This is a genomic window from Pradoshia sp. Z5_111 (genome assembly GCF_058267535.1).
Map to the genome: position 1 here is coordinate 292276 of NZ_JBZCPQ010000001.1, position 16077 is coordinate 308352.

A 16077-nucleotide genomic window follows, 5' to 3' on the forward strand; every position below is an offset into this window, starting at 1 on the left:
ATGCAATGGATATGAGCTATTCAAATACAGGTCATTTTCAAGATAGGACTCAATACTAAATTTTGGGGTGAGAACTTGAGAGTATTAATTACTGGTGGCTATGGATTTATTGGTTCTTTTGTTGGTGAGATGTTTGCTATGGAAGGCCATGAGGTGCACATTATAGATAACTTATCTACAGGCAGTAGTGAAAATGCAAAATTCAGTCATGTATTCTACCAAGTTAATGCAGAAGACCCAAAGTGTGAGGAAATTTTTAAAAAGTTTAAGTTTGATGTTGTGATTCATTTGGCTGCACAGGTAAATGTGGCGGTATCGATGGATGACCCCTATATTGATTCAAAATACAATGTACTCGGTATTTCAAATATGCTCAGTCTTGCAAGGAAATATGGAGCAAATAAAGTTGTTTTTGCTTCATCAGCTGCGGTATACGGATTGAATGAAGAAATACCATTAAGGGAAAATTCGCAATGTGATCCAGTATCTCCTTACGGATTGAATAAATGGGTTGGCGAAATGTATTGCGAAAAGTGGAATGAAATCTTTGGCCTAGATACTCTTTGTTATCGTTTTTCAAATGTATATGGTCCAAGACAGGGAACAATTGGCGAGGGTGGAGTTGTCTCGATTTTTATCCAAAGGGTTGCTCAAGGAAAAGATTTAACTATCTACGGTGATGGGGAGCAAACAAGGGACTTTATCTATGTTCAAGATGTAGCAGAAGCCATTTACAGGGGAGTTGAAAAAGACCTATCAGGTATCTACAACCTATCAACGAATACTGGGATCAGTGTGAATCAGCTAATTGAAACAATCGGAGAACTTGCTGACATAAAGAATGTAAACTATGAAAATGAACGGCAAGGGGATATAAAGCATTCACGCCTGGATAATACAAAAATTAAGAATGATTTGGATTGGGAACCATTTCATACATATAAGGACGGTTTGGAAAAAACCTACCATTGGTTTAATGAAAATAAGATTGTCCCAAAAAAGGAAAAAAAGAAAAGAGAAATAAAAATGCCGAAGTGGCTTAATCGGTATAATTATTTACTGCCATTTCTCGAGAATATAGGGTTGCTCGTATTGGTCTATTTAATCAGTGCTGTGGTGGATGTCCACTATTATATAGTCGACTATCAATTTGTATATATTATCATGGCATCCTTCTTACTTGGCAAGTCTCAATCGGTATTATCTATTGGCATGGCAACGGTCTGGTTCGTGGCTGAAAATATATCATTGGGAAGAGATATTATTTCTATGCTTATTGACCCAGGTTCACTTGTGCATGTGAGTGTGTACGTATTTGCCGGAATGGCAATGCGCTATGTACTGGACAAAAAGGAAGCCCTTATTGTTAATCATCAAAATGAGGCAGCAGAGATTAAGGAAAAATATCAGTTCTTACATACAACATACAAGGACGCAATAAAGGTAAAAGAAGAACTTCAAAACCAAATTCTCTATACAGATAATAGTGTGGGAACGATATCTAAAATTATGAAGGATTTGGATAGTCTTAAACCGCGTGAAATCTATGAGTCTTCGATTTATACTGTTGAAAATATACTGAAGACAAAAAAAGTCGCTTTCTATATTTATAACTCCTCAACAGGTGAATTACGACTGCAGGAGAAATCGGAGAATTTTGAACCAGAGGAAATCATTGAGTTAGAGCATGAAGTGAATTTTAACTATGTTTTAAAAAATGGGAAGACATTTGTCAACAAAACATTGGAAGAGGCGGCCCCATCAGTAATCGTTCCAGTGTGTGTAAATGGCACAGTGTCAGGTGTGATCTCTGTGGAGGGGTTAGGTTTTGAACAACTGTCCTTATTTTATATTAACCTATTAAACACTGTAGGAGACTTAATTTCCTCATCTTTGAAATGTGCTTTTGAGCATCAGCATTTGATGGAAAATAAGGGCGTAAATAATCGAGTGTCTCATAAGGTGATAGCCAATGTTTAAGTGGTTCATTCTGTATTATCTTTTTTGTCTCGGCCATGTCAGCTATTTAATGTGGAAAAAGAGAGAAAATAGGGTGATTAAAGCGATAATTATAACCTTCATCCCGGTTCTTGGATATGCCCTTTCTTATTTGCTATTTAAAAGGTCGAACAATATACAACAAGAGAGTAGCTGGGAAAGCAATGAGGTGTTTTTATTCTCGTCTTTTCCAAGCAGCAAGATAGATGTAGAGCGGGAAATCAATGTTATCCCGCTCCAGGAAGTCTTGCTTTCCAATGATAATCACCATAAAAGAAGTATGCTTATTGATAGTTTGAAAGATGGAACAAACAATATCGATATCCTCTATAAAGCAACTAAAAGCGATGACACGGAAACAGCGCATTATGCTGCTATTGCTATTATGGAAATCCAGAAGAAATTTGTTACCTCTCTTCACGGACTGATTAAAAGAATTGAAGAGAATCCAACCGATTATGAAGTAATGGATAGGTATGCAGAAATATTGGAAAATTATGTAGACAGTAATATGGTTGATCAAGAGACTAAAATGAAATACCGGCTCCAGTTATCAGAGCTTCTGGAACGTCTGCTGGAAAGCCCTATTCGTTGCAAAAAGCACTTTGTTGAAAAAATAAATTGTGATCTGGAAATAGGGGATATGGCAAAATCGCAGTTTTATAGTCAGATGTTTATGGATGATTTTCCTGATGATGAGGTTCCCTATTTACTAGCGATGAAAGTATCTTATACAATGCAAAACACGAAAAAACTTTATGAGATTATGAATAAGTTGAAAAGGAGGCCGATTCAATTATCACCAACGGGGATAAATGCTCTTCACTTTTGGTCGTAGGAGGATGACAGTGATCAACAAAATCAATTTGGTCAAAATAATCAACATAGTGGCTTTCCTGACGTTGTTTGGAATTGTTGTGATTATCTCACAGCTTGAATCAGCCCACTTGTTCAATTTGAATAATAGTCCTGTAATAGCTGGTGGAGTAAAGAAGGAATCAGCTCTTTCCTCAGCAGAAATACAATCCATACATCAGGATAAATTCTTGCTTGTCTATGATCCGAAAATTAAAGAGAGTACTGATTTAATGAGAAATTTCGAGAAGACTTTGGCTTACTTGAAAAAGACATATACTACAGTTTCAGTATCACAAATACCATCAAATCTTCATGATTATAAAAATATCATGATCTTGACTCCCAAGCTGGAGTCGATTAAGGATTTTTCACTCATTACCAACTATGTTTCCGATGGCGGTGGAGTGTTTTTTGGAATAAGACCCGATACAGATTCAACTATATATGAGCGTATTCATGGCATTCTTGGCATCAATGAGTCAGAATCGGATACTTCATACAAAGATACTTCGACTATCAAAATGGAATCGGATTTGCTGTTAAAATCAAAGGGATTGAATTTTGAGGATGAGATTGTCTTTTCCAATTCCATTTTAGATATTAGCTTGAAGGAAAATAGCAAGGTTTTAGCGGTTACCGACAATCACATTCCATTTATTTGGAGTACACCATATGGAAAAGGAACTTTCATGGTGTTCAATGGAACAATGCTGGACCATGAAATGAACCGTGGATTCATCGCAGGAGCACTAAGCTATTTAAATAATAATTTCATTTACCCCATTATAAACTCAAAAGTAATGTATATAGACGACTTTCCGGCACCTTTCCCAGAGGGGACAAATGAGATTATTTATAACGAATATAAAATGGATATTAAAAGCTTTTTCCATAGGGTTTGGTGGCCGGATATGCTGGAGGCTGCAAAGGAATATGACGTGAAATATACAGCAGGAATGATTGAGAGCTATAACGATGATGTTGACGGCCCTTTTAATGAGCGGTTATCGGAAGAGAACTTAAAAATATTCGGGCGTGATTTGATTCAGATGGGTGGAGAACTCGCTGTTCACGGATATAATCATCAATCATTAACGATGGATCAAAGTCATGTGGATCGCCTGGGATACACTGCCTGGAAAGATAAAAAAGATATGGTCAATTCATTGAAGGAACTGGATCAATTTGTACAAGAAGTATTCCCAGGACATACCTTTAAAACGTATATTCCTCCATCGAATGTATTAAGCGAAGATGGAAAAAAAGCCATTCAAGAAGCCATCCCATCAATCACCAATTTTGCTTCTCTTCTTATACCTGACGATGAGGCTTTAGCATACATTCAGGAGTATCAATATTCGGGTCAATATTATGAAATACCGAGATTAACCTCAGATTACCATTACCAGGAAGAAGTTCAATGGATTATAGTTAATGGGGCAACCTTATATGGGTCGTTTTCACATTTCGTCCATCCCGATGATATCTTAGATGAAGAGCGAAATGAAAATAAAAGATGGGCTGACATGTCGGCGAATTACAGTAAAATGCTTAAGGATGTCAAAGGAAAATACCCATGGATGAAAAGTCAAACGGCTTCAGAAAGTGCCGAGTCAGTAAGGAAATACCAGGACGCACAAGTGTTTATTTCAGAGAGTGACCAAAAAGTAGAAGGATATATAAATGATTTTCAAGGGGAGTTGGATTTTGTTTTCCGTAGTGATAAAAAAATTGCTGATTCCAATGGCTGTAAGGTAAAAAAAATAGATAGTGATCATTATTTGATACGCGCTCTATCATCTAAGTTCACTATTGAATTGGAGGATGTATGATGAGAATATGCCTGATCGCAGAAGGTTCCTATCCATATGTTGTCGGGGGAGTCTCAAGCTGGGTACAATCCTTGATTACGGCAATGCCTGAGCATGAATTTATTATTTATGCCATTGGAGCGGATGAAAAAGACAAGGGGAAATTTAAATACAAACTTCCAGCGAACCTCATTGAAGTGCGGGAAATCTTTTTAAACACAGGGATGGCATGGTCCGGAAGGCAAGGCAAAAGAAATATACTGTCAGATTGGGAGAAACAAGCTATTAAATCAATACTGGTCAGTGATCATGGAAACTGGGAGGCTTTGTTTTCTATCTTTAAAGGAAGATATAGAAAATTCCATTCAGCTGGAGAACTTGTTACAAGCCAGGATTTCTTCGATATTGTTAAAGAGTTATGCCTGGAATCATACTTTGAACTGCCTTTCACCCAGTTATACTGGTCTGTAAGATCGATGCTACTGCCTTTAATATCGGTTCTTTCCTATCCTCCTCCGGAAGCTGACCTGTATCATAGCATTTCAACGGGATATGCAGGTATCATCGGTTCATATTGTAAACATTATTATGGAAGCCCGTATGTCATTACCGAGCACGGGATTTATACAAGAGAGCGTGAGGAAGAAATTATTAAATCAGATCAAATAAAAGGACCTCTGAAAACGCTGTGGATTAAATATTTTCATAGTTTATCGAAGGGTGCCTATGCATCAGCGAATCAAGTTGTTACCTTATTCAATGCAAATAGGGAAATCCAGCTTGAAATAGGCTGCGCAGAAGAAAAGACATGTATCATACCCAACGGTGTAAACCTTGATGACTATTTAGACTTGCCGCAAAAGGTCGGAGAGAACAAACAATTTGTAGACATTGGGGCTGTGGTCAGGGTAGTGCCGATTAAAGATATAAAAACAATGATTCAAAGCTTTGCTATTGTGAAAAGAAAGATTCCAAACGCCAGATTTTACATTATGGGCCCAGTTGATGAAGACCAGGACTATTACGAGGAATGCTTGCAATTAGTGAGTTTTTTAGGTCTTAGAGACATTCAATTCACTGGAACGGTGAATGTTAAGGAACACATTGGAAAAATGGATTTGCTAGTTCTTTCAAGCATCAGTGAGGGCCAGCCGCTTGTCCTGCTTGAAGGTATGGCAAGCGGAAAGCCGTTTGTCTGTACAGATGTGGGAAGTTGTAAGGAGTTATTGTATGGCAGAGAAGATTCATTTGGCCAGGCTGGATATATAGTCTCGGTTATGGATTCTGTGGGAATGGCACGGGAAATCATCAGGCTTGCTCAAAACCCTCTCCTTCGAACAAGAATGGGGGAGAGTGGAAGATGGCGTATAGAGTCCCTCTACTCCTGGGAAGATTTCATTGAGCAATACCGAAAAATTTACGGAAATAGGGGTTATTTGAATGGCGGGGATAGGATTCCAACTCAAAAAAATAGTGGATAACAGAAAGAATTACGGTGGTCTCAGAGCTTTTGCCTATTCTTCTGTTATCATTTCTGGCCCAATGATTTTATGTATAATACAGTTGCTGATTGGCCAAAAGATAATAATGGATTCAGGATCAACCTTCATGGAGCGTGAACTCTTATTAACCGGAACAATGTACAGCTTTGTATTTTCTCAAGTAATAACCGGGGGTTTCTTAATGGTTGTTACAAGATATGTATCTGATCAAATCTATTTAAACAAGGAAGAAAATATTCTTTCCTCCCTCTTTGGTGTCATTGCGATTATAGTGTTAATTGGAGGCTTTACCTCAATTGTTTTTTATGCCATTTCCCCATTGCGTATGGCCTTCAAAATAGTTGCATATCTATTTTTTATGGAATTACTGATTGTAAATATACTGGCAATATATATATCTGCAGTTAAAAAATATATGCAAATAGTTAAGGCTTACGGACTTGGTGCTCTCGTGGCAGGTATTTCAATGTGGCTCTGCCTACAGCTAGTGGATTATCAAAAAGCTGAGTATATGATGGCTTGTATGGCTGCGGGATTTATAGTGGCCATTGTTTTCCTCATAAACAGTATCAAAGAACGCTTTCCTAAAGCCAATAAGAACAGCTTTGATTTTTTATCCTACATACAACAATACCCATCACTATTTTTTATTGGTTTATTTTACTCCATATCATTATTTGGCCATATTTTTATTGTTTGGAGCAGCGATATACAAGCGGTAGTTAGTAATACGTTTGTAATGGCTCCATTCTATGATGTACCAGTCTTCTATGCTTATTTATCTATTATTCCTGCGATGGTTATGTTTGTTGTTTCAATGGAAACGTCCTTTTATAAAGTATATAAAAGGTACTATGAAAAGGTAAGCGGAGAGTATTCTTTGGGCCAAATAAATGAAGCGAAAAATAAAATGTTCCAAGTGTTAATCCGTGAATTAGTCTATATCATGGAATTCCAGATGTTCTTTACGATCCTGGCAATTGCACTTGGTACGACCGTTATACCATTATCAACAGAACAAGTTCACATTTACAATATATTGATAATTGGAAATTACTTCTTTATCATCATGTTTATCTTAATGCAAATCTTACTTTATTTTGATGATCGAAAAGGTGCGCTAATGGTCATCACCAGTTATTTGGCTGTTAGTTTGCTGAGCATGGTTTCAATAATCCTTGTTGGAGGCAATTATGGAATGGCTGGCTTCTGCTCAGGATTAACTGGCTTGGTTATCGCATTTTGGAGGCTTTTTTATTATGGTAAAAATATTGAGTACTATACATATTGTACTCAACCACTGTTTACTATTGAAAAAACAAGCTTTTTAGCCAGAGTGGCACATCGAATGAATGAGGGAAATAGAGAGGGGAGAGGGAATTGATTTTCCCCCTGCCTCTTTATTCAGGTTATACATAAACTCTTTTAGGCTTTAATACATAAGAGAATGAAGGGGAACATGGAGTGAGTAAATATATGGTTTTCGCGCTTAGTGCTGCAATTCTAATGCTGGTATTTATATATCATGGCCAAAAGTCCAATTATGAAAAGGAAGAGGAACCTATCATTAATCCATTCATGGGGTTTGCTCCCCCTGCTGAGGGTGGGCCATACAAGCAGGCCCATTCACTCGTTTATGCTAATTTCACCTGGAAGGACATTGAACCGAAAAAAGGAGTTTATGATTTCGATAAAATAGAAGAAAAATTCAAATTTGACTTTTGGAAAACAAATAATAAAAGATTGATTTTCCGGGTAGTCTTAGATTATCCAGGAAAATCGGGCCATATGGATATACCCGAATGGCTTTACGATGAATTGGAGGCAGATGGTGATTGGTATGAGCATGAGTGGGGCAGTGGTTTCAGCCCTAATTACAAAAACTCAAAACTGATTAACTATCATGAGAAGTTAATAGAGGCATTGGCTGAACGATATAATCATGATTCTTTCATTGCATTTATAGAATTGGGGAGTTTGGGCCATTGGGGAGAATGGCATACTTTGCAGCAGGAAGGGGTTGATATCCCTTTTCCGAAGCTGTCAATCGCTGAAACCTATGTTAAGCATTATACAGAGAGATTTACAGGCAAGATACTATTAATGAGAAGGCCCCATCAAATAGCTTTGGACAATAATATGGGATTATACAATGATATGTTCGGCAGGAGAGATCACACCATTGATGAATTTTATAGCTGGGTCACCAATGGGTATACGTTTTGGCTAACCGGTGAAAAAAATCCTTCAATGATTGATTCCTGGAAGACTGCTCCAATCGGCGGCGAGCTTGCACCAACCAAGGAGTGGGGGGATTATTTCTCCTCCAGTTCAATTTCAGAAACCATGGAGCAGCTGCAAGCAACGCATGTTAGCTGGCTAGGTCCCAGTTCACCAGCGAATTATAGCCCAAATGATAAATATCAAACTGGAATCAATCGCTTATTAAAGAAAATTGGCTACCATTTCAGGGTAGTTGAAGTAAAGTATAAGAAGTCTGGCGAGGCAGGATCGAAGCTGTCTCTCGAAATGGAGTGGGAAAATAGCGGAGTAGCTCCATTTTATTTTGAATGGCCTTTGGAACTATCTCTTGCGAACAAAGAAGGAAGGATTATCTATAAAGAGACTGCGTCAGTGGATATCCGAGAGTGGCTGCCAGGCCGGTATTCAATTGAAGAAATCATTTCAATTCCTCATGATTTAAAGAAAGGTGTCTATCAGATTAATGTAGCTATACTTGACCCAGAACTTATGAAACCGGCAATTCATTTGGAAATGGAAGGGAAGAGGGGTGATTTGAGGTACACGATAGGGGAGTTTACAATCAAATAGAAATCGTGCTTTTTTCACATGGAAGATAGAATATTTATCTGTACGAAGCATAAGATCCCCATGACTATTTGTAAAATCCACTTCATTTATGAAATGCTCACTGTCAAGTAGACAGTGGAAATAATAAAAATCCTTTTCTTTATTGGACAAAAGTATTTTGTTCAAGGGATTACCATGTCCGGGCTTAAAGGATGAACGTTTATACTGCCATAGTCATTAGAAAGAGGTAATAATAGTTTAATATTCTCATTATGAAATGCGAATTTTATCTATACCTGATCATAATCAAATTATGTAATAGTGGAGTCATACAGAAGGACTGGCAAGTGGAGTGGGAATTAGTGAAAATAAATCGCATGATTATATTGAAGACATTGGTATATTCCAATGCCTTATTTTTTGCTTTTCAATTAACCATATTGGATTTCCTCAAAAACAAATAAGATATTCTACTATAATGACCGTCACTGAGAAAGAATTGTTTTTATAAGTAGTGAAAATTGATAAAATTAACAGACAATTATATGATTATATTAAATAGTCAATCAAGTGCAAGTAGGTATGTTTAATACAAAGAACAATCCATAGTTTTCCTTAGAGTGACTCAGGGATGGATAGAAGAATTGGTCCAAGAAATGTTCAGTGGGCATTCTGGGAATGTTGGGATGATAATAAGAAAGGGTGGTGGATTGCTATGAAAATTATCGTTTTTGGTGCAACGGGCGGTGTAGGTCAATCTGTTGTGCGTCAAGGAGTTGAGGCTGGCTTTGAGGTGACCGCGTTTGTTCGTACACCGGCCAAGCTAGACTTTTCTCATGCAAATTTAAAGATTATACAAGGAAATGCTTTTAATCAAGCGGAAGTAACTGAAGCGATTGCGGGTCATGATGCTGTTATATCTTGCTTAGGGTCGAATCAAGGGATGAAAAAATCAACCGAGCTTCAAGAGATGATAAAAAAAATTGTTACTGGTATGAAGGAGCAACATGTAGAGCGGATTATCTACACTGCATCTGCGGGAGTCCATAAAGAATTAACAGGGCTAAGTGGTAAATTGGTCATGAGAATGCTCAAGAATCCTCTAATTGATCATCGGGCTGCAGTTGAATATATTCAATCACATGGATTGAACTACACCATTGTTCGACCGATGGGGCTAACGAATAATCCCTTTACAGGAAAGTACAGAGAATCTGCAACAAGTGTACCAGAGAAATCAAGATCAATACCGCGTGCTGACGTCGCACATTTTATCTTAAAAGCATTAAAGGATAGCCGTTATGAACATACGTCAATCGGAATCTCTACTTGAGGTGCACAAACAAGTCCTTTTCAACAGTCTGAGAGAGTCAGGGTGTTAATCTTAAACTACTTAGTATTGTGTATATTATTAACTATATCTTTAATAGGAGATTCAAAAATTCCACTTAGATATATTACAGAAACTGCATTATAAATAAGAGCGGTCTGTATAGTAGCTAGTAAATAAGGATCTCGCCTTTGCTGGGTATGTTGGTTTTAAAACCTTATATTAAGTCTAAAGCCATTGATGAGTTTACTATATCAATGGCTTTTTTAACTCCATGAAAAAGTATGATACCACCGTTAAAAAACATCTACTACCATAATATGAGATAAACTTTTTATGCGTTTATCTTTTCTGGTAAACGAAATTGTTATAATAAGTCTGAATATTTTGAATAAGTTCTATTTTTAATCATTCTCCTCGTTTATTATGAGAATGAGAGGTGGTGTTAATGATGCTATATGAATTATCGAAGGAGTTGTCTTATCCAGCCCTTTTGTTGGATTTAGATGCTCTAGATCAAAATTGCAGGAGAATCGCTGAAAAAGCAAATGGAAAAACGGTCAGAATTGCTACAAAATCGATACGGTCAATTCCAGTTTTAAAAAGAATTCTCCAATCCCACCCTGTCTATAATGGCGTAATGTGTTATAGCCCCTATGAGGCTGTTTTTCTTGCAGAACAAGGCATTGAGGATATCCTTATAGGTTATCCATGCTGGGATTCCAAAGCTCTTAGCAAAATAGCTGAACTAAATGGAAAAGGTCATCAAATTACCTGTATGGTCGATTCCTATGAACAGGTTGAGCATTTAAATGCGATTGCTAAAGAGGCAAATGGATTATTTTATTTATGCATCGATATTGATATGAGCACCACATTTGGTAATCTCCATTTTGGAGTAAGGCGTTCCCCATTAAAAACAGAAGAAAGCGTTATTCAGCTAGCACAAATTATACAGGAATATCCATCGCTAAAGCTTTTGGGAATCATGGGTTATGAAGCACAAATAGCTGGGGTAGGTGATCATCTACCATCTCAGAGGCTTAATAATATAGCGGTTGCTTTTATGAAAAAGAAATCAATTGATAAAATTAAACGGCGAAGGGAGACGGTTGTTCAATCCCTTAAGAGTGAGGGTGTACAATTAGTATTTGTTAATGGAGGAGGAACGGGAAGTCTTGAAACTACATCGAAAGAAGAAGCTGTTACGGAACTGACAGTGGGATCAGGTTTCTATGCTCCTTTGTTGTTTGATTATTACCGGAATTTCCGCTTCACACCTGCCTTATTTTTCGCATTGCCGGTCGTTAGAAAACCAACCCCCAATATTTATACTTGTCTTGGAGGTGGATATGTCTCCTCTGGAGTGCATGGTCAGGATAAAGTGCCTTTGCCTTTTTATCCGCCGGGGGGTAGATTATTACCATTTGAAGGAGCTGGGGAGGTGCAAACCCCTGTTTATTATGAAAAGGAAACGTTGGAGATTGGAGATGTCATTATCTTCAGGGCAGCAAAAGCGGGAGAAATTTGTGAACGGTTTAATGAAATCATTTGTCTTGCGGATCAACAAATCGTTGATCGATATCTTACCTATCGGGGGGAAGGGAAATGCTTTCTGTAACGAAGATGATCCAAGGCAAACGATGGAGAAATTGGTCTCATACATGTGAAAGTATCCCAGAAAAAATCCTTTATCCATCCTCAATTGAGGAGGTTGTTTCAATCGTTAAAGAAGCATCAAAACAAGAGAAAAGAATCAGAGTTGTAGGAGCTGGGCATTCATTTACGAGTTTAGTAAAAACGGATGATTGGCTCATATCTCTTGATTTACTTAGTGGAATTGAACAACTTGATGAGGCAGCCAGTACTGTTACCGTTATGGGTGGTACCCGGTTATTTCAATTAGGAGAAGCACTTGGACAAGAAGGATATTCTCAGGAAAATTTAGGCGACATCAATGTCCAAAGCATTGCGGGTGCTATTTCAACTGGAACGCATGGAACTGGACTGGATTTTGGTAATATTCCAACCCAAGTAGTAGAAATCATCATTGTTACAGCATCTGGAGATGTTCTTACCGTCTCCGAAGAACAAAATCCTCAATACTTCAAGGCTTGTCTTATATCGCTTGGTGTTCTTGGAATCATTGTAAAAGTAAAGCTGAAGATAATTAAAACGCTTATCTATGAATACAGAAGTGAAAAAATAGAATATCAACCTTTTGAGCAACAGCTTGAACGTTATATCAATGAAAACCGTCACTTTGAGTTTTTTCTTTTCCCCTACTCAGATTGTGTACAAGTTAAAACGATGAATATTACACATCGTAAACCAAAGGGGTTATTCTTTCATAACTTAAAAAATCTCATTTTTGAGAACTATTTATTTTTTTTACTATCAGAGGTATGCCGTTTATTACCAAGGAGCAGTCGAACCATTAGCAGAATATCTGCGAAGGCCGTAGGAACAACAGCTATTACGGCAAAAAGCTCTGAGATTTTTGCTACTCCAAGACTTGTGAAGTTCAGGGAAATGGAATATTGTATTCCGCTTCAATACTTTAAGCCGGCTATACAAGAGATTCGGGAAAGTATTGAAGTGAAGAGGCATAAGGTTCATTTTCCGATAGAATGCAGGACGGTTAAGGCAGACGAGATTTGGCTTAGCCCCTCTTATCAAAGAGATTCCGCTTATATTGCTTTCCATATGTACAAAGGCATGCCATATGAAGAATATTTTCATGAGATGGAAGCGATTATGCAGAAGTATGAAGGAAGGCCACATTGGGGGAAAATGCATAGCTTAGGTAAACATGAATTATTTTCCTCCTACCCTAAACTGCCGGACTTTTTAGCCGTAAGGCATGAACTAGACCCGCAAGGAATTTTTCTAAACGACTATATTAAAAAGATAATTATTGATGAATAAGAGAATAGCCTTACTATAATCTAATCTTGTATTAATAGAAATTCCGATTGGCAGGCATTGTTTCTAACACAGTATTCCTTAAGTCGTTTATTAGCAATCAAGTGTGAGGCAGGGATAAACATTCGGCAAGGCTATCATGATCAAAATCGGGAAACATTGGCGGTTTATTGTAATTCCTTCTTACCTGAGATGAAAAAATTAGCAGAGGAATTCATGGCAGCTTATCGAACTCAGTGGATGGAGGAGAATAAAATATTCGGTCTCGATGTATTCGATCTTCGGATGGGTGGCCTGCTGCAACGGATTCAAACCGCCATTAACCGGCTCGATGACTACCTTAAAGGCAGGATCAACGAGTTGGAAGAATTAGAACAAGAGATTCTCTATTTTGATGGCCGGGAAAAGGATGACGAAACAAGCGCTATCAGTGCTAACTTATGGCATACAATTGCAACACCTTCTGTTATAGCAGGAATATAGCATTGCTTTCTGGTTAAGATAAAAATGAATAAACAATATAAGATATCAGAATATGTTCTAAAACCTGTGTAAACAGCAGTCAGGCTGAGTATGACTGCTGTTTTTTCAACAAAACGTTCAAATAAAGCGTTTAAATCACATTGATTAAATTTATGGAAAAATTTACAATAATTGTACAGATGGTGTTTATCTTTACAATCTAGTCATCATCCTTTATGTGAAATATATCACATAAAGTTATCTAATAATATATGAAAGCAAGGGGACGCTTCTGGCATGGTTAATCGAATTTGTCCCTTTCAATGAGGTGGCCACAAAATGATGGTATTAGAACCTATTAAAGTCGGAAATTTGGAACTGAAAAACAGATTTGTTATGGTTCCAATGGGAGCAGAACTCGGGAATTTTGATCCAAGAACAGTAGATTACTATGTTGCCAGAGCGAAGGGCGGAGCATCGATGGTGATGACAACCGTTATTGCAACAGAAGCTATAGATGGCCATACCCCTGCATCCACATTGACAGAAGAAAGCTTTGTAGGCTTTAAAGAGCTAGTAGACAGGGCCCATGAATTTGATTGTAAAATCTGCCTTCAAGTAGTGCCCGGAATTGGATTGGGAGGGATAGGAGAGGGCAGGGTAAGGCCTGCATCTGCCTCAGCTACACCATTATATCCCGGTGCTAAAATAACCTTTGAGGAATTGATGATTGATGAAATTAAGTTTATACAAGCTGAAATTTCCCGAACAGTGAAATTAGCGAAGAGAGCAGGAGCAGACGCCATTGAAATCCATGCTTATGGCGGGTATCTGACAGATAAATTCATGACCAAACGATGGAATATCCGAAAGGATGAGTATGGCGGAAGCTTTGAAAACCGGATGAGATTTTTAATAGAAATAATCGATGTCATCAAGGAAGACCTTGGAAGTGATTTTCCCCTCCTTGTTAAATTCACCCCGGATCATTTCTTGCCAGTGGAAGAAGGGTACAGGGGAATTGAAGAAGGAATAGAGATTGCCAAACTATTAGAAAGCAAGGGTGTCCATGCATTACATGTTGACGCTGGCTGTCATGATAATTGGTACATGGCAATGCCGCCTATTTACCAGCAGGATATGGTTCCGCAAATGATTTCATCTGCTAAAATCAAAGCTGTCACGTCTTTGCCAGTTCTTTCAAATGGGCGCTTAGGTGACATTGAAAAGGCTGAAGCAGCACTTCGAAATGGTTGGATTGATATCGCAGGAGTTGGAAGAGAGTTTTTGGCAGATCCTAATTTTCCAAAGAAAGTGATGGAAAATAGAACGGACGAAATCAGACATTGCATTTATTGTAATGAAGGCTGTATTGCTACCGTTTCTGCTGGAAAGAGCATAAACTGCGCCGTCAATCCTCTTACGGGCTATGAGGGATTGAAAGAATTGAAAGCAGCAAATGAACCGAAGCGTGTTCTGGTGATAGGTGCGGGTCCTGGTGGCTGTCAAGCTGCCATAACTGCTGCAGAAGCAGGTCATGATGTGGAAATATGGGAGAAAAAAGCCTATCTAGGAGGGAACTTTCATAATGCCTGTATGCCTCCGTTTAAGCGGGACGGAATGAAAATTCTTGATTATTATCGGACAAAACTTGACCGGTTAAATATCTCGATAAAGTATTGTAAAGAGGCAACGGAAGAGGCGATTTTAACCTATAAAGCAGATTTGGTCGTTCATGCTACCGGGGGCAATCCAATTATGCCAAGTGCAATCAAGGGGCTGAATAAGAGCCATGTTTACACAGCAACAGACGTTCTGCAAAATCAGGCTCTTCTTGGAAATAAGATATCGGTTATTGGCGGCGGGCTAGTCGGCTGTGAAACCGCAGTGGTGCTTGCAAATAAAGGAATGCAGGTGACTATTATCGAAATGGCTGAAAAAATGTTACCTGAACCGTTATTTATACAAAATGCCATGATGTTAAATCAGCTTTTGCAACACCCAAATATCACATTTAAAACATCTTCAAAAGTAACAGAAGTACAAGATCGGGCTGTGGAAATTGAGGTAAATGGCAATAAAGAATGGATCGATTGTGATAGTGTAGTGGTAGCTGCAGGATTTTCGCCTAACGATCATCTATATCACTCTTTAAAAAACAAAACGAATATTGTTAACGTTGGTGATAGCGTGAAGGTTAGGAAAGTACTCGATGCGGTACACGAAGCATATGATGCGGTCTTAAATTTGTAGAATTATAATAAAAAGCTGAGACAAATCTACGAATGAACAAAAAAGCCGGTAGAATTTTACGACGAGTAAAATTCTGCCGGCTTTGATTTTAATCTAGTGATGTCCCTGCCTCTATTCATGCTTTATT

At 38.0% G+C, this 16077-nt stretch carries 11 protein-coding genes; all 11 read left to right on the top strand.

The window, feature by feature from the left end:
• Positions 1-75: 75 nt before the first annotated feature.
• Positions 76-1980 (top strand): NAD-dependent epimerase/dehydratase family protein, encoded by a 1905-nt coding sequence (locus AC4D4A_RS01515; RefSeq protein ID WP_490994262.1) that lies wholly within the window; start codon positions 76-78, stop codon positions 1978-1980.
• Positions 1973-2836: a hypothetical protein gene (locus AC4D4A_RS01520; protein WP_490994263.1), complete on the top strand. Its 864-nt coding sequence runs from the start codon at positions 1973-1975 to the stop codon at positions 2834-2836. Before AC4D4A_RS01515 ends, AC4D4A_RS01520 begins: the two co-directional genes overlap by 8 nt.
• A 10-nt stretch (positions 2837-2846) precedes the next feature.
• Complete coding sequence (locus tag AC4D4A_RS01525; RefSeq protein WP_490994264.1) at positions 2847-4688, top strand: DUF2194 domain-containing protein; 1842 nt, start codon at positions 2847-2849, stop codon at positions 4686-4688.
• Complete coding sequence (pelF, locus tag AC4D4A_RS01530; RefSeq protein ID WP_490994265.1) at positions 4688-6148, top strand: GT4 family glycosyltransferase PelF; 1461 nt, start codon at positions 4688-4690, stop codon at positions 6146-6148. The genes AC4D4A_RS01525 and pelF overlap by 1 nt, the downstream gene beginning before the upstream one ends.
• Complete coding sequence (gene pelG, locus AC4D4A_RS01535) at positions 6108-7553, top strand: exopolysaccharide Pel transporter PelG (RefSeq protein ID WP_490994266.1); 1446 nt, start codon at positions 6108-6110, stop codon at positions 7551-7553. The genes pelF and pelG overlap by 41 nt, the downstream gene beginning before the upstream one ends.
• Positions 7554-7633: 80 nt before the next feature.
• Entirely contained in the window at positions 7634-9001 is a 1368-nt protein-coding gene (locus tag AC4D4A_RS01540; protein ID WP_490994267.1) for a DUF4832 domain-containing protein, read from the top strand.
• Positions 9002-9611: 610 nt separating this feature from the next.
• Entirely contained in the window at positions 9612-10313 is a 702-nt protein-coding gene (locus tag AC4D4A_RS01545; RefSeq protein ID WP_490994268.1) for an NAD(P)-dependent oxidoreductase, read from the top strand.
• A 445-nt stretch (positions 10314-10758) separates the two neighbouring features.
• Entirely contained in the window at positions 10759-11931 is a 1173-nt protein-coding gene (locus AC4D4A_RS01550; protein ID WP_490994269.1) for an amino acid deaminase/aldolase, read from the top strand.
• Positions 11919-13238 carry a D-arabinono-1,4-lactone oxidase gene (locus AC4D4A_RS01555; RefSeq protein WP_490994270.1) on the top strand — a complete coding sequence of 440 codons (1320 nt, stop codon included), beginning with the start codon at positions 11919-11921 and terminating at the stop codon, positions 13236-13238. Before AC4D4A_RS01550 ends, AC4D4A_RS01555 begins: the two co-directional genes overlap by 13 nt.
• Before the next feature lie 30 nt (positions 13239-13268).
• Positions 13269-13718 carry a hypothetical protein gene (locus AC4D4A_RS01560; protein WP_490994745.1) on the top strand — a complete coding sequence of 150 codons (450 nt, stop codon included), beginning with the start codon at positions 13269-13271 and terminating at the stop codon, positions 13716-13718.
• A gap of 318 nt (positions 13719-14036) precedes the next feature.
• Positions 14037-15950, top strand: coding sequence for an NAD(P)/FAD-dependent oxidoreductase (locus AC4D4A_RS01565; protein ID WP_490994271.1), 1914 nt, complete (start codon positions 14037-14039; stop codon positions 15948-15950).
• Positions 15951-16077 lie beyond the last annotated feature (127 nt).

Bases quoted from the DNA above. Each gene is read 5' to 3' on its own strand.
- AC4D4A_RS01520 (WP_490994263.1), top strand. From the start codon at position 1,973: ATGTTTAAGTGGTTCATTCTGTATTATCTTTTTTGTCTCGGCCATGTC.
- pelF (WP_490994265.1), top strand. From the start codon at position 4,688: ATGAGAATATGCCTGATCGCAGAAGGTTCCTATCCATATGTTGTCGGG.
- pelG (WP_490994266.1), top strand. From the start codon at position 6,108: ATGGCGGGGATAGGATTCCAACTCAAAAAAATAGTGGATAACAGAAAG.
- AC4D4A_RS01545 (WP_490994268.1), top strand. From the start codon at position 9,612: ATGGATAGAAGAATTGGTCCAAGAAATGTTCAGTGGGCATTCTGGGAA.
- AC4D4A_RS01550 (WP_490994269.1), top strand. From the start codon at position 10,759: ATGATGCTATATGAATTATCGAAGGAGTTGTCTTATCCAGCCCTTTTG.
- AC4D4A_RS01555 (WP_490994270.1), top strand. From the start codon at position 11,919: ATGCTTTCTGTAACGAAGATGATCCAAGGCAAACGATGGAGAAATTGG.
- AC4D4A_RS01565 (WP_490994271.1), top strand. From the start codon at position 14,037: ATGATGGTATTAGAACCTATTAAAGTCGGAAATTTGGAACTGAAAAAC.